The sequence below is a fragment of the Bacillus sp. NMCN1 genome, assembly GCF_002998085.1.
Lineage (GTDB): Bacteria > Bacillota > Bacilli > Bacillales > Bacillaceae > Bacillus.
Map to the genome: position 1 here is coordinate 109,289 of NZ_PVQL01000001.1, position 17,536 is coordinate 126,824.

Genomic DNA, 17,536 nt, shown 5'->3' on the forward strand with positions numbered 1-17,536 from the left:
GCTCTCCTCTGCTAAGCTCTTAGGACTCTTCAATAATATGGCTCATCATTTATTGCAAGAGTCATCACTTTATATTTCTCGTTATTATAACAAATTTATTTCTCTATAGAAAAGCTTTTTTACTCATTTTCTTGCTGGAACTTTTTCATAAAGTCCGCAAGCTTTTGGCAGTCTTCAATCGATACCGCATTGTAAATAGATGCTCTACATCCACCAACAGAACGGTGGCCGGCAAGTCCAACCATTTGTTCCTGCTTTGCTTTCTCTACAAAGGAAGCAGTGAGCGCATCATCACGAAGGGTAAATGTGACATTCATATGCGAACGGCTGTCAGTGCGTGCGTGTCCTTTGTAAAAACCGCCGCTTTGATCAATTGTGTCATAGAGAATGCCTGCTTTTTGTTCATTGCGTTTTTCCGCTGCTTCTACGCCGCCAGCATGTTTCACATGCTCAAGGACAAGAGACAGCATATAAATCGCAAAAGTCGGTGGTGTGTGATAGAGAGAGTTGGCTTTTGCGTGTGTTGAATATTTTAATATTTTCGGTGTGCTGTTTTTCTCTTTCTCTAATAAGCGTTTGCGCGCGATCACAATCGTGATACCAGAAGGCCCTAGATTTTTTTGTGCTCCAGCATAAATGAAATCAAATTGAGAAACATCGATTTTTTTGCTGAGAATATCACTGGACATATCCGCAATGAGCGGTAATGACGTGCCAGGAAACGTTTTCCACTGAGTGCCGAAGATCGTATTGTTTGATGTGATGTGTAAGTAAGCGCCATCTGTTAAACCGGAGGCATCTACTTCTGGAATATACGAGTAGTTGTCGTCTTCACTTGAAGCAAACACAGATGTTTCACCAAACCCTTTTGCTTCTGATAATGCTTTTTCTGACCAAGCGCCCGTTTGAATGAAATGAGCCGTTTCGCCTTCATGTAAGAAGTTCATAGGAATCATCGCAAATTGAAGACTAGCTCCGCCCTGTAAAAAGAGAACTTCGTAATCTTCAGGGATGTCCATCAGTTCCACCAACAGTGCTTTTGCCTTATTGTGGACTTCTTCATATTCACCGCTGCGATGAGACAGCTCCATCACAGACATCCCAGTTTGTTTAAAATCAACAAGTTCTTCCTGTGCTTTTTGAAGCACTTCTAGCGGCAGTGCCGCCGGACCAGCATTAAAATTCGTCGTTCGCTTCATCACAATCTCTCCCTATTTCTCGCGTTAATGGATCAAAAGATAAAACCATCCTATCACAAATTTGAAGCAATTGGACAAAAAATTTGAATCGTTTTAAATATCTTACTATTAAGAGATGGAGGGGATAAAAGGGGGCAGAAATAAGAAAAACCTCATCTATTAAGATGAGGTAAGCCGCGTGTGGATGGCAGAAGAAATCTCTTTTAAATCTTCTGACGTGTATTGCTCTTGATGTGATTTCCATACAGCACCAAAGCCATCGCCTTTTCCGTAGCGCGGAATGATATGCATATGGTAATGGAACACAGATTGTCCGGCTTTTTCGCCGTTGTTGTTCAGAAGGTTTAACCCAATTGGTTCAAATTCCTGTTTGATTGCTCTTGCAATTTTCGGCATCGCTTGGAAGTAGTGATTAGACACTTCTGGTGTCATCTCGTAGATATTTTCTTTATGTATTTTCGGGATTACAAGGGTATGTCCCTTTGTTACTTGGCTAATATCTAGAAAAGCCAATACATGCTCGTCTTCATATACTTTTGCACATGGAATGTCTCCATCAATGATCTTGCAAAAAATACAGTCGCTCACGCCATGTCACTCCTCATTCATTTTCCTTTATCGTATCACAAAAAGAAACAAAAAAGAAAACAGGACAAGCGAACTCCTTTGGTCGCTCATCCTGCTCCTGCAGAAGAAATGCTGATGCTTTCATTCGATATGCCTTTTGAATTCTCTATTTACTGAAATAAAGAATTCATATGCCTGCTATTTCTGCCGTAAACACCTCATTTGACGTTTTGGTTTGTCGTATACATATTGTATAGGACACAAAAATCAAGAATCAGTGAAGCAAAACAGAAGCTAAGGTTTTTAGATGAAAAACCAACTTGTCATGCGGTTCTTTGCCTTTAACAAACACCTCATTTACTTATTGGTCATCAAGTTCATTTCTTCTACATACATTATGATGACCAAAGCGCCTATTTTTTATTCAGGACGCGACTATAGGTAAACATTTCAAATTACCTTTCGTTTTTGTTACTATAAAGGAAAAACGAAAGAAAGGAACGAATTCATGTCCCTTCTCACTGTAAAAGATGTAACGGGTGGATATACGAAGAATCCCGTTCTAAAAAATATCTCATTTGAATTAGAAAGAAATCAAATCGTCGGTCTCATAGGCTTAAACGGGGCGGGGAAAAGCACAACCATTCGCCATATCATCGGTCTCATGAAACCGCATAAAGGTGTCATTGAATTGAATGGACGAACTCTTCAAGACGATCAAGAGGCGTATCGTTCGCAATTTACGTTTATTCCAGAAACACCTGTTTTATATGAAGAATTAACTTTAAAAGAGCATTTAGAGCTGACAGCGATGGCTTATGGCCTGTCAAAGGAACAATTAGATGAGCGTCTGCCATCATTGCTGAAAGAATTTCGAATGGAGAAACGGCTGAAATGGTTCCCTGCTCATTTTTCGAAAGGAATGAAGCAGAAGGTCATGATTATGTGTGCATTCCTTGTTGAACCAGAACTGTATATCATTGATGAACCGTTTTTAGGGCTTGACCCTCTTGCGATTAATGCACTGCTTGAACGGATGAATGCTGCGAAAAAAAGCGGTGCTAGTGTCCTGATGTCGACGCATATTTTGGCGACAGCTGAACGCTATTGTGATTCCTTTATTATTTTGCACGAAGGGGAAATCAGAGCGAAAGGAACACTGACAGAGCTGAGAGAACAGTTCAATATGAGAGATGCGACACTAGATGATCTTTATTTGGAATTAACAAAGGAAGAAAGCTATGAGTAAAACGACGCAAACCATTTGGAAATCCCGATTAGAGGAACACATGCAAGATACAAGAAAATATTTAAAATACATGTTCAATGATCATCTTGTCATTGTGCTCATTTTTTTCCTTGCAGGCGGAGCGAGCTGGTATAGTAACTGGCTCAAACAGATTCCGGCTCACTTCCCATCCTACTGGATCATGGCAATTGTCTTCTCATTGGTGCTGACAAGCTCTTACGTGCGTACGCTGATCAAAGAAGCAGATCTCGTGTTTTTGCTTCCTTTGGAAGGGAAGATGGAGCCTTATTTAAAACAAGCTTTTAACTTTAGCTTCATTTCTCAGCTGTTTCCTCTGATTGCCGTATCCATTGTCGCACTTCCGCTTTATTCTGCGGTGTCTTCAGGCGGCCTCAAGATGTATGTGCTGATATTGGCGCAAATGATTTTGATCAAGGGTCTGAATACAGCGATTCAATGGAGAATCACTTATTTTCAAGGAAAACAGATCAGATGGCTTGATGCAGTCCTTCGTTTTCTATTGAATATGATTTTGATCTATACCGTTTTACAGGCATCCTATGCAATCGCAATCGTTTTTTATCTGATCTATGGTGTCTATCTCGTCTACTTAACCAATGCAGTGAAAAAACAGCCTTTTCAATGGGAATTGCATATTTCTGACGAATTAAAACGAAAACAGCGCTTTTATCGTTTGGCAAACTTATTTACAGATGTGCCTCATTTAAAGAAACAGGTGAAAAGAAGAGCATACATGGACTGGCTCTTGCAGTTTATTCCGTATGACCAGCGTAAAACTTTTTCTTACATGTATGTGAGGGCGTTTTTACGTTCGAATGACTATTTTGGTCTCGTGTTTAGGCTAACGGCCGTGTTTGTGCTGATTATTTTGTATACAGGTGTAGCAGGCTGGGTGGGCGCGCTGCTTGTCTTGTTCACCGTGTTTATCACAGGTGTACAGCTTGTACCGTTAACAAAGCACTTTGCCCATCTTTCATTACAGGCACTTTATCCAGTTGCTCAGCAAGAAAAGGATCGGAGTTTTTTTGTTCTCGTTCGTAATGTGCTCATTATTCAATCGATATTGCTGAGCTGTGCAGTACTCCCGGCAGGAGGATGGCAAGGAAGTGGACTTGCCCTTCTGATTTCGCTGGCATTTGTGCTTGTCCTCTTCAAGCCTTACGTAATCAGTCGATTAAAAAAGATGAGATAAGCGGAAATATGTTTATGACAGCGAGCGTATGATGACATCAAGGAGGGGACCGGATGAATGCAGCTGAACGAGAGTTGTATGAAGAAGCCATTCTTTTTCAAACGCGATTTTTAAGAAAATCTTCAAAGATCGAACGGTTTTCAAAAGGAGTTCAGCAGCAGGTGAACCGCCGAATTCCTGCGCGATTTCATCAAGTCATCACAAGTGCGGTCAAAACAATGGTTGAATCCACCGTATCAGGATCGCACTTCACTTCATTTTCGGTGATTGATGAGCAATTATCTATCATCGAGCGAAATGAACTGGCAAAGGAGAAAGTAAAGTACTATCAAAAGGCAGCTGCGATCGAAGGAATTGGAACAGGTGCAGGTGGTATATTGCTCGGTATGGCAGACTTTCCGCTGCTGCTTAGCATTAAGATGAAATGTCTTTATGAGCTGGCATGTATTTATGGCTTTGATTTGTCTCAAAAAGAGGAAAGACTCTTTTTGCTCTGTATATTTCAACTCGCCTTTTCCGGAAGTGCACATCGTCAAAAAATGATGAACATCTTAGATGATTGGGAAACGAGCCGCGAGGAAATGGATTGGTACAGCTTTCAGCAGGAGTATCGAGATTATATTGATCTAGTGAAGCTGTTTCAATTAATGCCGATCGTTGGAGCCGCTGTTGGCGGTATGGCAAATCATCACCTGACAGGACAGCTCGGAGATGTCGCTCGTCATGTGTTTCACTTACGGGTGTTGAAAGAAATGAAATAGAAAAGCCGCTTGCGACAGCGGCATCAGCGTGTAGACAAACCCTCGCATTCGTTGTCAGATCTACGTTCCGGTGCTCACGAATGTTCAATTCGCTCCACTCCGGTACTCGTCCTTCCTAGACTGCAAAGGTTTTCTATCACGCTGAAAGAAGACAAAAGCCGCTGGCGACAGCGGCTTTTTTTCATTCATCGTAGGAAAGGACAGCACGGGCGAGTACCTTTGCTGCGACAGGCATTGCTTTTTCGTTAATATCAAACTTCGGGTGATGATGGGGATACACGTCCTGGCTGTTTTCAGGCATGGCGCCTGTGTAAAAGAAGGTACCAGGGACATGCTGAAGATAGTAAGCAAAATCTTCTCCACCCATTTGGGTTTCCGCTTCTTTTACTTCTGTGACACCTTCTGTCTGTTTTGCGATGTCAGCAATATATTCAGTCGGCTTTGAATGATTTTTGACAGCAGGATACCCTCTCACATATTCATATGTGTAGGCGGCATCATGCATGGCGCACACCCCTTTTACGACCTGTTCAATTTCTCGTTCGATGGTGTGTCGTGCACTTTCTTCAAAGGATCGTGCAGTACCAGTCAAAACAGCTGAATCTGCAATGACGTTAAAAGCATTCTCTGCCACAAAACCTCCAACAGATACAACCGCAGAATCAACTGGATTGACTTTACGGGCAACGACTTGCTGCAGGTTTGTGACGATTTGTGAACCGATGAGTACAGCATCTTTCGTTAAGTGAGGCTGGGCGCCGTGTCCGCCTTTCCCCTGGACTCGAATTGAGAAGCGATCGGCGGCTGCCATAAAGTTCCCGTTTTTATAAAGAACCGTGCCACAAGGCTCTGGAGACCAAAGATGCGTACCGAATATGACATCGACACCGTCTAAGCAGCCGTCTTCAATCATTGGTTTTGCACCGCCTGGCGCATATTCTTCTGCGTGCTGATGAATGAGGACGATTTTCCCTTTTAATTGATCGCGGTGCGCATTCAAGATTTTCGCTAAAACAAGAAGTGTCGCTGTGTGCCCATCGTGCCCGCATGCATGCATCACACCGGGCTTTGTCGATTTGTAGGAAACTTCCTTCTCATCGTGGATGGGAAGTGCATCAAAATCAGCCCTGAGGGCAATCGTCGGCCCCGGAGAAGCTCCTTCAATAAAGGCGAGTACGCCATGGCCACCCACCTGTGTACGTGTTGGTATATGTAATGTGTCATAGTAGTTGGCGATGAAAGCGGCTGTTTCTTCTTCCTGGAAAGAAAGTTCAGGATTCATGTGGAGATGGCGTCTAATTTCAACCATTTCCTCATAATGTTCATCAAGACGTTCATTGATGCTTTTTTGTAAAGTGGATATTGTCATTGAGTTGAAAACCTCCTTCATGCTCTTTTACTGATTGTATGGTAATTGTTAGAATCTTTCAACAGAAGAGGATGTCGTATGCTGCATCAAAAGGTCATTTTACATAAAAGTTGAAGTTGCTATGAAGCGGGGAAAAAGGGGGGAATTGTTTTGGGAAGCTGTCCAAATTGTTCAAAAGCATTTTCTTTCGTTGAGAAGTTTCATTTATCACATACGAAAATGATGATGTGTCCAAGCTGTCGGCATCAAATCAAAGAAACCTTTGTATCAAAAATGAGTTTTTTCATGATCTGTTTGATTCCGCTATTGGTGATGCTCATTCAATTGAAAGGTGCTTCACCTATGTTGAAGTGGCCGATCTTATTAGGATGGATCCTATTGAATTTCTATGTGCTTCAGCCGATCATTCATCGGTACGAGCTGACATCACGACGATAAAATGAGTGCTGAAAGCAGCACTTCCTAGATTGTTGACAAAGGGCTAAAATGATCTTTATTTTAGCCCTTTGTCTTCTTTACTTCCTTAACTGTCTGTAACGACATGATAGGATGTGAGATAGGCGGGACGAGAGAAGATGGAGCCGGTATCATCGTTTGGCTGAAAGAACGCTTCTGATTCTTGAAAGTCTTCAAATAAGTCCTCTGATTCCCAAAGTGTCAAAATCAAATACACTTCTTCATCTTTTTTCGGTCTTAAAACTCGAAGAGCCTGGAAGCCCCGCTGATGTTCTGAGATGTTTGTCTTCTTCTGAAAAGTAGATTCAAAAAGTGCTCTGCTTTCAAGCTTCACAGGGATATGATTCAAGGTGACGAAGCCAGAATGGACTAGCTCACCTTTCGCATAAATCACATCATAGGCATGAGGGGCTTTAAAAATAGTCTCGCCCTCCGTCTCATGGAAAAGAGCTGCTTGTTCTTTTCCGACCATATAAAGCAGATGTTCCTGATCGTGTTTCTTTGCGATTTTATGCAAGAAATCTGCTGTTCCATATGTGATATAGACATTCATCTAAACCGCCTCCTGCTTGATAGTATAACAAAAGAATGATATATAATTCTTTGGTAGTCAATCCATAAAACATATTATGAAGCAATACATCCCATACTATCCGTATAAAGGAATGAGGTGACCTAATTTGAAGAAAAAGAAGATAATCATTCCATTAGTCATTGCAGGAAGTACCATCGTACTTTCATTTATTGGCTATCTGACCATTTTATTTTTAGGACATTATGTCATAGATGAAAAGAAGCTTGTTTTTCACGCTTCATCCCAAATCATTGATCGGAATGGAAAAGAACTCACAAGTATGTATTCAGAAAATCGGGACCCTGTGTCAATAAAGGATGTACCTGATAAAGTAGCAAAAGCTTTTGTGGCTGTCGAGGACAAGCGGTTTTATGAGCATCATGGAATTGATGCGCAGTCAATTTCAAGGGCGATTTATCGAGATATATTAGCAGGTGGAAAGGTAGAGGGCGGCAGTACAATTACTCAGCAGCTCGCAAAAAATATTTTTCTCACAAATGACAAAACCTTTCTTCGAAAAACAAAAGAAGTCATCATTGCGATTAATTTAGAAAGAGATTATTCAAAGGATAAGCTGCTTGAGATGTATTTGAATCAGCTTTACTTCGGTCATGGCGTTTACGGTATTCAGGCAGCAGCCAATTATTACTTTAGTAAAGATGTGAAAGATTTAACTGTCAGCGAAGGGGCTACACTCGCTGCGATGCCGAAGGCGCCGTCTACTTACTCGCCTGTTTTACATCCTGATAAAAATAAACAAAGGCGGGACACCATCCTTAATTTAATGAATGAGCAAGGATATTTATCATCAACAGAAACAGTAGAAGCAAAAGGGAGAACACTAGGCATTCATTTGAAAAAGAAATCAGAAACACCTTGGGTGGACAGCTATGTCGATCTCATCATTAAGGAAGCAGAATCAGAGTATGCCATTTCACATGAACAATTGCTTCAAGGCGGTTATACCATTACAGTTCCAATCGATATGAATTTGCAAAAGGTCGCCTACGATGCGATGAAAAACAACCGTTATTTCCCGGGAAAAAGCGGTTCTCCTGAAAGCAGCGCCGTCTTTATTGATAACGAGTCTGGGGGAGTAAAAGCAGCGATTGGAGGACGAGAATATCAAGCAAGGGGCTATAACAGGGTCACTGCTGTTAGACAGCCTGGATCTGTTTTCAAGCCGATCGCGGTATATGGTCCGGCGCTGCAGGAGAAAAAATTCCGACCTTATTCCCTGCTTGAAGACAAAGAAAAAAGCTATGACGGCTACTCACCAAAGAATTACGATGGGCAGTATGAAGGCAAGGTCACGATGGTGGAGGCCCTCATGAAAAGTAAGAATACAGCTGCGGTGTGGACATTAAGCCAGCTAGGCATCGATACCTCGAAATCACATCTCGAGAAAATGGGAATGGATATTTCGGATCAAGGACTTGCCATGGCGCTTGGCGGATTAGAAAAAGGGGTTTCTCCACTTCAAATCGCTGGAGCTTTCCACACATTTGCAAATGAAGGCGTATATAAAAAGCCTTTCTTCATTCAGAAAATCACCAATGATGAAGGAGAAACTGTAGAGAAAAATCGCAGTAAGCCAGAACGAGTGTTTAGTGTGCAGAATGCTTGGAATATGACAAGAATGCTGCAGCAAGTCGTCAAAGACGGAACAGCCCAGAGCGGTTCATATGCTGGAGATTTAGCAGGTAAAACAGGAACGACCACATATTCGGGTGTAAAGGGTGCAACAAAAGATGCTTGGTTTGCCGGCTATACGCCAAGTACAACGGGTGCGATCTGGATGGGGTATGACAAAACCGATAACAGTCACTATTTAACTGGCGGCAGTCAATACCCAGTGCAGCTGTTTAAGGATATTTTAACGGCAGCCCAAATTACTAATGAAACGTTTGAAAAACCAGAGGGGATTAAAGAACTTCAAGCGCCAATCCATTTAGAGGGACTTTCAGGATTTGAAGCCCGCTATGCGTTTAAAATCAAAGGGTTGTTTACATTAGAGCTGTCTTGGGACAAGCAGGAGGATAAACGAGTTGAATACCGTATTTATGAGAAGAGAAATGGAAACGAGACGCTGATCGATTCAGTGACAGGCGTGGGCAGCTACACAATGCCGTATGCCAACGTGTTTTCAGATGCGGAGTATAAGGTTGTTCCATATAATACCCAAACGCAAGAAGAAGGAGAAGGCAGTCCGTATGTCAAGCCAGAGGCTTTTGGACGTTAATATTCGGCGATTTTTTGAACATTGAGCCGCTTTAGTATACCGTGCCTTGAAAAAGCGGTATAGTAAAAGCAGTGTTTGAGCCTTATACAAAGAGAGTGTAAGGCGAAAGGTGGAATGAAAGGTAATGGGAAAAACGATGGCTTTTAATGACACGTTCTTAAAGGCGTGCAAAGGGGAAAAAACAGACCATGTACCAGTTTGGTATATGAGGCAGGCAGGACGCTCACAGCCTGAATATCGTGCCCTTAAAGAAAAATACGGGCTATTTGAAATTACGCATCAGCCAGAGTTATGCGCTTATGTAACACGACTTCCTGTAGAACAATATGGTGTAGATGCCGCGATTTTATATAAAGATATTATGACCCCACTTCCGGCGATTGGAGTGGACGTTGAAATTAAAAATGGAATTGGACCTGTCATTGATTCACCGATTCAGTCGAAAGCAGATATCGAACGTCTTGGGGAACTTCATCCTGAAGAAGACCTGCCATATGTGCTTGACACCATTCAGCTTTTAACGAAGGAACAGCTGAATGTACCGCTCATCGGTTTTGCTGGTGCACCATTTACGATGGCTAGCTATATGATTGAAGGCGGTCCATCTAAAAATTATCATAAAACAAAAGCGCTGATGTATCGTGAGCCTGAGACATGGATGCTGCTCATGAACAAATTAGCTGATATGACGATCACTTACATACGCGCGCAGGTAAAAGCAGGGGTCAGTGCATTTCAAATCTTCGACTCATGGGTGGGCGCTTTAAATGCAGCAGATTACCGGACATTCATTAAACCTGTCATGCAGCGAATTTTCACAGAGTTGAAGAGTGAAAATGTACCAATGATCATGTACGGAGTTGGTGCAAGCCATCTCGTGAAAGATTGGCATGACCTCCCGCTAGATGTCGTTGGACTGGATTGGCGTATGAGTGTAGACGAAGCGCGAAAAGAAGGGCTCACAAAAACGTTACAAGGAAATCTTGATCCAACGATCTTACTTTCTCCTTGGGAAGTCATTGAAGAAAGAGCAAAAGAGATTTTAGATCAAGGGATGAAATCAGATCATTTCATCTTTAACTTAGGTCATGGGGTATTTCCAGATGTTTCACCAGATACGTTAAAGAAGCTGACCGATTTTATTCACGACTATTCAGCTACACGTAAAAAATCATCCATCTAAACTATTCAAATGATCTGAAGGAGTGTTGGTTGTGGAGAAAAAGAAAATGGGGCTTCTTGTCATGGCATATGGCACCCCATATAAAGAAGAAGACATTGAGCGTTATTATACACATATTCGTAGAGGCAGAAAGCCGGAGCCGGAAATGCTGCAAGATTTAAAGGATCGCTACAAGGCAATCGGCGGTATTTCTCCTTTATCAAAAATAACAGAGCAGCAGGCAAATGGTTTGTGTGAGCACTTGAATGACATTCAAGACGACATTGAATTTCATGTCTACATTGGCTTAAAACATATCGAGCCTTTCATCGAGGATGCAGTTGCTGACATGCACAAGGACGGCATTACAGAAGCTGTGAGTATCGTTCTTGCGCCGCATTTCTCAACCTTCAGTGTGAAATCGTATAACAAACGTGCACAAGATGAGGCAGACAAGCTGGGCAATCTACAGATTACGTCTGTTGAAAGCTGGTACGATGAGCCGAAGTTTGTGGACTATTGGGTGAAGCAAGTGAAGGATACGTATGCATCAATGAGTCAAGAGGAAAGAGATTCCGCGGTACTTATTGTATCTGCACACAGTCTGCCTGAAAAAATTATTGCAGCAGGAGATCCTTATCCTGATCAGCTCGCACAATCTGCCAAAATGATTGCGGAAGGTGCGGGCATTGAACGCTATGAAATTGGCTGGCAAAGTGAAGGCAACACGCCGGATCCATGGCTTGGACCAGACGTGCAAGACTTAACGCGCGACTTATTTGAACAAAAAGGCTATCAAACATTCGTGTATGTGCCTGTTGGTTTTGTCGCTGATCATCTTGAAGTGTTATACGACAACGATTATGAATGTAAAGTCGTGACAGATGAAATTGGTGCAGCCTACTATCGTCCAGAAATGCCAAATGCGAAACCAGCATTTATTGATGCTCTGGCAACAGTCGTATTAAAGAAGCTTGACGAAAGCAAGTAATCATATAAAAGAAGGCGATCCTATGCATGACAATCAAAAACACCTTGTCATCATTGGCGGTGGCATCACTGGTTTAGCCGCCGCCTTCTATTTGGAAAAGGAAGTCGAAGAAAAAGGTCTTCCGATTCAAATATCTCTTATTGAAGCGAGCCCTAGGCTAGGTGGAAAAATACAAACATTATATAAAGACGGGTACATCATTGAACGTGGACCTGATTCATTTTTAGAAAGAAAGGTCAGTGGACCGCAGCTGGCGAAGGATGTCGGTCTGTCCGATCAGCTCGTCAATAATGAAACTGGGCAAGCGTATGTACTCGTCAATGAAACGCTTCACCCGATGCCAAAGGGTGCTGTGATGGGGATTCCAACTCAAATCAGCCCATTTATTACAACTGGTCTTTTTTCAGTTGCGGGGAAAGCGAGAGCGGCGATGGATTTCGTGTTGCCAAAAAGCAAGCAGACCGAAGATCAGTCGCTTGGTGAATTTTTTAGAAGACGTGTGGGTGATGAGGTCGTTGAGAATTTAATCGAGCCGCTTCTATCAGGCATTTATGCAGGGGATATTGACCGCCTGAGCTTAATGTCCACCTTCCCGCAATTTTATCAAACAGAACAGCAGCATCGCAGTTTGATTCTTGGGATGAAAAAATCAAAGCAGCATGAGAAAGCGCAGCAAGTGACTGCGAAAAAACAAGGACAGTTCCAAACGATCAATCAAGGACTGCAGTCGCTTGTGGAAGCAGTAGAAAGTAAGCTCAAGCTGACAACGGTGTATAAAGGGACAAAAGTGAAGCAGATTGAAAAAACAGAGGGAGGCTATGGCGTACAATTAGACAGCGGTCAAACGCTTTTTGCCGATTCAGCCATTGTCACGACTCCGCATCAATCGATCTATTCCATGTTTCCTAAAGAAGCAGGGCTAGAGTATTTGCATGACATGACCTCTACTTCTGTTGCAACAGTAGCACTCGGTTTTAAAGAAGAGGATGTTCATAATGAATATGACGGCACTGGTTTTGTCATCTCAAGAAACAGTGATTTCTCTATTACGGCCTGTACATGGACAAACAAAAAATGGCCGCATACAGCTCCGAAAGGAAAAACGCTATTGCGTGCGTACGTCGGAAAAGCTGGTGATGAATCGATTGTCGAGCAGTCAGACAGTCAAATCGTCAGCATTGTGCTGGAAGATTTAAAGAGAATCATGGATATTAAAGCAGATCCAGAATTGACGACAGTGACTCGCTGGAAGACCAGTATGCCGCAATATCACGTCGGTCATCAGAAAGCTATTTCGAACATGCGAGAAACGTTTAAGCAATCATATCCTGGTGTTTATATCACAGGTGCTGCTTTTGAAGGTGTCGGAATCCCTGATTGTATTGATCAAGGAAAAGCCGCCATCTCAGAGGCTGTATCGTACCTATTTTCATAAAAACAACTCCCTTTTCTGTCATGGAAAGGGAGTTTTTCATGTTCGAATCATTCGAAAAGAGTTGGGAATCATAAATATGAACAAAGTTGTTGCATCCGGGGAAAAGGATATGGTATATTACTTTCTGTACTTAATGACCAAAACGTTCAAATAGTCATTTCGGGAGTGAGATCATGAGTGTTGATAGGAGACAAATGATTTTAGATGGTGCGACGAAGGCATTTACTCAATTCGGGTATAAAGCGACCACAATGGACCTTGTGGCAAAGCTTGCCAACGTCGGAAAAGGAACCATTTATACCTTTTTCAAAAACAAAGAAGAGTTGTTCGATGAAATTTTCACATCCCTTTTACTAGAGATGAGGAAAATTGCGGATGAGGCAATTGATGAGAAGAATAGTTTCTCTGAAAACCTTCACTTAGCACTCTTTGCAATTTTAGAATTTCGAAAAAACCACCAGCTCACAATTAAGATTTTTCAGGAAAATACGGAGCTTGGCACGTCAGCGGTCAAGGAAATGATCGAAAAGATGGAGCAGATGATCATTCGCTATATCAAAATGAAAGTACAAGAAGCGATGGATAAAGGCGACATTAAGCCTTGTGATCCTGAATTGACTGCATTTGTGATGGTGAAGCTATATATTGCACTGATTTTTGATTGGGAAAAGCGATACGAGCCTTTAACAAAAGAAGAGGTAGCCGAATCGCTGGAGCTTTATGTTTTAAAAGGGCTTTCTGTAACAACATAATTTTTTTGAGTTCAAATGACCAAATTTCATATTTAGTCATTCATCTATGGGAGGAAAACAGCAATGAATTTAATTCGGAATCAATGGAAAGACATTGTAACGAGCAAAAAACTACTGATCCCGATTTTAGCTGTCTTATTTATTCCGCTGATTTACAGTGGTGTATTTTTAAAAGCATATTGGGATCCATATGGTACAGTTGATCAACTGCCTGTAGCGGTTGTCAACTTAGATGAAGGCAGTCATTATGACGGGAAAACCCTTCATGTTGGCGATGATTTAGTGAAGGAACTAAAGAAAAACGATAATTTCAAATGGAACTTTGTCGATAGTGAAGAAAAGGCCGTGAAGGGATTAAATAACGAAGATTATTACCTCGTTGTGGAAATACCAAAGGATTTTTCGAAAAATGCAAGTACAGTGCTAGATAAACATCCGAAAAAATCGAATCTGAAATATTATACGAATCCAGGCGCCAACTATGCTGCGTCACAAATTGCGAATAATGCCATTATCAAATTAAAAGATTCGGTTTCAAAGGAAGTCACAAAAAATTATGCTGAGGTCATCTTTGATAACTTCAAAACGATTGCAAAAGGATTAGATCAAGCAAGCGATGGTGCGAAGAAAATTGATGAAGGAACAAAAAACGCAAAAGATGGAAGTACAAAGTTAAAAGACAATTTAGCCAAATTGGCAGAAGGTACGTTAACCTATAGCGAAGGTGTTCATCAGTTCGCAGGGAAAATGGGTGAACTGAACACAGGCATACAGTCTCTAGACAGTGGTCTTGGTCAACTATTAACAGGCTATCAAACCATTGATCAGAAATTTGGAGAGCTTGGTACAGGAATTGATACATTGACCGAAGGGTTAAACACAAGCCAAGAAGGACATCAGCAGCTTGCTTCTAAAATGCCGCAATTCACAGCGGGCATTGAGCAGCTAAACAACAAAGCCCAATCCTTTTCGGAAAAAATTGCAGCAGTAGAAAAAGTCTTGTCGTCACCAGAATTAGCGAATCTAGAGAAGATGGCGCCTAAACTCGATCAGGTGAAAAAAGACGCAAAAACGTTCAGTACGAAACTTGCTTCATTAAAAGAAGCATTATCAAATCGAGATGCTAAAGTAAAAAGCATTATTCAAAACAGCTCCATGACAGATGAAGAGAAAAAGGCGGCAATGGATCAGCTTGACAGTCTGCCTAAAATCGAACTGCCTGATCTGTCTGGACTTGAACAAAGCTTAGCGGCCTTGCAGGAACTGCCTGATGCAAGTGAGGTTCAATCTGCGGTTGCTTCTGCAAAAGCACAGCTGCAGCAAGTCAAACAGCTGCCAAAGAAAACGGAACAGCTGTACACGTCTACAGTCGCGATACAAAATGCGATCGATCAAATGACATCTGGTACGAATAAATTGTATCAAGGTGCACTGAAGCTTCAAACAGGTCAAGGCCAATTACAAGATGGCCTGCAAACAGCAAATGGAAAGCTTGATACAGCGAAAAGCGGAGCGGATAAGCTTGCAAATGGATCAAGCCAGCTGAGCGCAGCGTTAAATAAGCTGGAAAGTGGTTCAACCAATATCCAAAGCAATACATCTAAGCTTGCCGAAGGCTCAAAATCGCTTGATAAAGGATTGGGAGATTTAAAGAGCGGTACAGGTAAGCTGTCCAATAAATTGAAAAGCGCCGCTGATGAAACAGGAGAAATTGATGCTGGGCAAGACAATTACAATATGATTGCTAGCCCAGTTAAAACAGAAAATGATACAGCGAAGAAGATTGATAATTATGGAACAGGGCTCACGCCTTATATTTTATCCATGGGACTCTTTGTTGGGGCTCTGATGCTCACTGTTGTATTCCCAATGAAAGACCCTGCTGGGCGCCCTAGAAATGCGTTTGAATGGTTTGTCAGCAAATATAGCGTGCTCCTGCTTGTCGGTATCTTGCAAGCAGTCATTGCAAGTACTATGCTCATCTTTGGGCTTGGTCTTGAGGTGGAAAGCCTATGGCGCTTCTATCTCTTTGCGATCATCGTCAGTCTAACATTCTTAGCGATCATTCAGCTGCTAGCGACAACAATGGGGAACCCAGGACGCTTCATTGCCGTCATTATCTTAGTTCTTCAGCTCGCAGCAAGTGCTGGTACATTCCCGCTTGAGCTTGTGCCGAAATTCTTCCAAGTCATTCATAGCCTGCTTCCTATGACGTATACAATCAATGGATTTAGAACGATCATTGCAAGCGGTGATGACAGCTATTTATGGCAACAAGCAGCGATTCTTGGAACAGTTGCGATCATCATGATGGCGGCAACAACCGCATACTTTGCTTGGAACGTAAGAAAAATGAAACAAGACGAAGCTTAATCAATGAATCCTTTCTCTTTATAGAGGAAGGGTTTTTGATTTGAAATTCGACATCTTGAACCCGAAGCGATATATTTTAAGAAGAGATGCTATAAAAGGCATACATGGAAGGAATTGCTTTCAGACAAAGGAGGAAATGCCGAATGACAACTGAAGTAAACGAAACCGTTCAGCTGATTCAAAAGCTCGTATCAATCCCAAGTCCGTCAGGTAATACAGAAAAGGTGATCGGCTTTGTTGAACGCTTTTTACAAGATGTAAATATTGAGACAAAACGAAATCGAAAGGGCGGCTTAATTGCCACAATCAAAGGAACAGACGACAAGGAGCACCGTATGCTGACAGCACATGTCGATACGCTCGGTGCGATGGTAAAGGAAATTAAATCAAATGGACGGCTTCGTCTTGCACTGATTGGAGGCTTTCAGTATAACTCAATCGAAGGTGAATACTGTGAAATTGAAACCGCTTCAGGCCATACATACACAGGAACCATTCTCATGCATCAAACGTCAGTTCATGTTTATGCGGATGCGGGAAAAGCAAAACGAAACCAAGAGAATATGGAGATCCGACTCGATGAAAAGGTGCAAAATGCAGACGATGTCAAAGCACTTGGCATTCAAGTAGGAGACTTTATCTCGTTTGACCCGAGAGTGGAAGTGACGTCTTCAGGTTTTATTAAATCTAGACATCTTGATGACAAGGCAAGTGTGGCGCTCTTGCTGAGACTTATCCACCGCATTCAAAAGGAAAACATCACATTGCCGCATACGACGCACTTCTTAATTTCCAATAATGAAGAGATTGGCTACGGTGGAAATTCCAATATTCCAGAAGAAACGGTGGAATACCTCGCTGTTGATATGGGGGCTATTGGCGATGGCCAATCGACAGATGAATACAGTGTATCTATTTGTGTGAAGGACTCAAGCGGTCCTTATCATTATGGATTACGCAAGCATTTAGCCGCATTAGCAGAAAAGAATCACATTGATTACCGTCTAGATATTTACCCTTATTACGGCTCTGATGCATCAGCAGCGATTAGAGCAGGGCATGATATCATTCATGGACTGATTGGTCCTGGCATAGATTCCTCGCATGCTTTTGAACGAACGCATGAGGATTCCCTTGTCCATACAGCGAATCTTCTTTATCACTATGTTCAATCAGCATTAATCACGGCATAA

The 17,536-nt window shown here is 42.0% G+C and carries 15 protein-coding genes; 11 read left to right on the plus strand and 4 right to left on the minus strand.

What is annotated here, in order from left to right:
• Positions 1–119: 119 nt before the first annotated feature.
• Together serC and C6W21_RS00660 are read right to left on the minus strand one after the other, a co-directional pair.
• Positions 120–1,199 carry a 3-phosphoserine/phosphohydroxythreonine transaminase gene (serC, locus tag C6W21_RS00655; RefSeq protein WP_106048912.1) on the minus strand — a complete coding sequence of 360 codons (1,080 nt, stop codon included), beginning with the start codon at positions 1,197–1,199 and terminating at the stop codon, positions 120–122.
• 159 nt (positions 1,200–1,358) lie between these two features.
• Entirely contained in the window at positions 1,359–1,787 is a 429-nt protein-coding gene (locus C6W21_RS00660) for an HIT family protein (protein WP_106048913.1), read from the minus strand.
• 487 nt (positions 1,788–2,274) lie between these two features.
• On the opposite strand from C6W21_RS00660, the gene C6W21_RS00665 reads away from it, so the two are divergent.
• Genes C6W21_RS00665 through C6W21_RS00675 form a run of 3 tightly spaced genes read left to right on the plus strand, consistent with a single transcriptional unit; the run spans position 2,275 to position 4,989 of the window.
• A complete protein-coding gene (locus C6W21_RS00665; protein ID WP_034624026.1) occupies positions 2,275–3,015 on the plus strand; it encodes an ABC transporter ATP-binding protein in 741 nt (246 codons plus the stop codon).
• On the plus strand, positions 3,008–4,228 hold the full coding sequence (locus tag C6W21_RS00670) for an ABC transporter permease (RefSeq protein WP_106055874.1): 1,221 nt from the start codon (positions 3,008–3,010) through the stop codon (positions 4,226–4,228). The genes C6W21_RS00665 and C6W21_RS00670 overlap by 8 nt, the downstream gene beginning before the upstream one ends.
• Positions 4,229–4,281: 53 nt before the next feature.
• Positions 4,282–4,989 (plus strand): EcsC family protein, encoded by a 708-nt coding sequence (locus tag C6W21_RS00675; RefSeq protein ID WP_106048915.1) that lies wholly within the window; start codon positions 4,282–4,284, stop codon positions 4,987–4,989.
• A gap of 181 nt (positions 4,990–5,170) precedes the next feature.
• Here the strand turns inward: C6W21_RS00675 and C6W21_RS00685 are convergent, their stop codons facing one another.
• A complete protein-coding gene (locus C6W21_RS00685; protein WP_106048917.1) occupies positions 5,171–6,358 on the minus strand; it encodes a M20 family metallopeptidase in 1,188 nt (395 codons plus the stop codon).
• A gap of 285 nt (positions 6,359–6,643) precedes the next feature.
• Between C6W21_RS00685 and C6W21_RS19140 the strand changes: the two genes are divergently transcribed.
• Positions 6,644–6,796, plus strand: a complete 153-nt coding sequence (locus C6W21_RS19140) for a hypothetical protein (RefSeq protein ID WP_223249501.1) — start codon at positions 6,644–6,646, stop codon at positions 6,794–6,796.
• 85 nt (positions 6,797–6,881) lie between these two features.
• On the opposite strand, the gene C6W21_RS00695 is transcribed toward C6W21_RS19140, so the two are convergent.
• Entirely contained in the window at positions 6,882–7,367 is a 486-nt protein-coding gene (locus tag C6W21_RS00695) for an antibiotic biosynthesis monooxygenase family protein (RefSeq protein ID WP_106048918.1), read from the minus strand.
• A 127-nt stretch (positions 7,368–7,494) separates the two neighbouring features.
• On the opposite strand from C6W21_RS00695, the gene C6W21_RS00700 reads away from it, so the two are divergent.
• The 7 genes from C6W21_RS00700 to C6W21_RS00730 all read left to right on the plus strand — a co-directional run bounded on the left by C6W21_RS00700 (position 7,495) and on the right by C6W21_RS00730 (position 17,536).
• Positions 7,495–9,630 carry a transglycosylase domain-containing protein gene (locus tag C6W21_RS00700; RefSeq protein WP_106048919.1) on the plus strand — a complete coding sequence of 712 codons (2,136 nt, stop codon included), beginning with the start codon at positions 7,495–7,497 and terminating at the stop codon, positions 9,628–9,630.
• A 124-nt stretch (positions 9,631–9,754) separates the two neighbouring features.
• Entirely contained in the window at positions 9,755–10,813 is a 1,059-nt protein-coding gene (gene hemE / locus C6W21_RS00705) for a uroporphyrinogen decarboxylase (protein WP_106048920.1), read from the plus strand.
• A gap of 31 nt (positions 10,814–10,844) precedes the next feature.
• Positions 10,845–11,783, plus strand: coding sequence for a ferrochelatase (gene hemH / locus C6W21_RS00710; RefSeq protein WP_106048921.1), 939 nt, complete (start codon positions 10,845–10,847; stop codon positions 11,781–11,783).
• A gap of 22 nt (positions 11,784–11,805) precedes the next feature.
• A complete protein-coding gene (gene hemY, locus C6W21_RS00715; RefSeq protein ID WP_106048922.1) occupies positions 11,806–13,218 on the plus strand; it encodes a protoporphyrinogen oxidase in 1,413 nt (470 codons plus the stop codon).
• 173 nt (positions 13,219–13,391) lie between these two features.
• The gene (locus tag C6W21_RS00720; RefSeq protein ID WP_189318128.1) at positions 13,392–13,970 is read left to right on the plus strand and encodes a TetR/AcrR family transcriptional regulator; all 579 of its coding nucleotides are present in this window, start codon (positions 13,392–13,394) and stop codon (positions 13,968–13,970) included.
• A gap of 63 nt (positions 13,971–14,033) precedes the next feature.
• Complete coding sequence (locus tag C6W21_RS00725) at positions 14,034–16,343, plus strand: YhgE/Pip domain-containing protein (protein ID WP_106048924.1); 2,310 nt, start codon at positions 14,034–14,036, stop codon at positions 16,341–16,343.
• 143 nt (positions 16,344–16,486) lie between these two features.
• Positions 16,487–17,536: a M42 family metallopeptidase gene (locus C6W21_RS00730; protein WP_106048925.1), complete on the plus strand. Its 1,050-nt coding sequence runs from the start codon at positions 16,487–16,489 to the stop codon at positions 17,534–17,536.

Excerpts from the sequence above, each read along its gene's own strand:
- C6W21_RS00670 (WP_106055874.1), top strand. The coding sequence starts at position 3,008 with ATGAGTAAAACGACGCAAACCATTTGGAAATCCCGATTAGAGGAACAC.
- C6W21_RS00665 (WP_034624026.1), top strand. The coding sequence starts at position 2,275 with ATGTCCCTTCTCACTGTAAAAGATGTAACGGGTGGATATACGAAGAAT.
- hemE (WP_106048920.1), top strand. The coding sequence starts at position 9,755 with ATGGGAAAAACGATGGCTTTTAATGACACGTTCTTAAAGGCGTGCAAA.
- hemY (WP_106048922.1), top strand. The coding sequence starts at position 11,806 with ATGCATGACAATCAAAAACACCTTGTCATCATTGGCGGTGGCATCACT.
- C6W21_RS00685 (WP_106048917.1), bottom strand. The coding sequence starts at position 6,358 with ATGACAATATCCACTTTACAAAAAAGCATCAATGAACGTCTTGATGAA.
- C6W21_RS19140 (WP_223249501.1), top strand. The coding sequence starts at position 6,644 with ATGATCTGTTTGATTCCGCTATTGGTGATGCTCATTCAATTGAAAGGT.
- C6W21_RS00725 (WP_106048924.1), top strand. The coding sequence starts at position 14,034 with ATGAATTTAATTCGGAATCAATGGAAAGACATTGTAACGAGCAAAAAA.
- serC (WP_106048912.1), bottom strand. The coding sequence starts at position 1,199 with ATGAAGCGAACGACGAATTTTAATGCTGGTCCGGCGGCACTGCCGCTA.
- C6W21_RS00720 (WP_189318128.1), top strand. The coding sequence starts at position 13,392 with ATGAGTGTTGATAGGAGACAAATGATTTTAGATGGTGCGACGAAGGCA.
- C6W21_RS00730 (WP_106048925.1), top strand. The coding sequence starts at position 16,487 with ATGACAACTGAAGTAAACGAAACCGTTCAGCTGATTCAAAAGCTCGTA.
- C6W21_RS00695 (WP_106048918.1), bottom strand. The coding sequence starts at position 7,367 with ATGAATGTCTATATCACATATGGAACAGCAGATTTCTTGCATAAAATC.
- C6W21_RS00675 (WP_106048915.1), top strand. The coding sequence starts at position 4,282 with ATGAATGCAGCTGAACGAGAGTTGTATGAAGAAGCCATTCTTTTTCAA.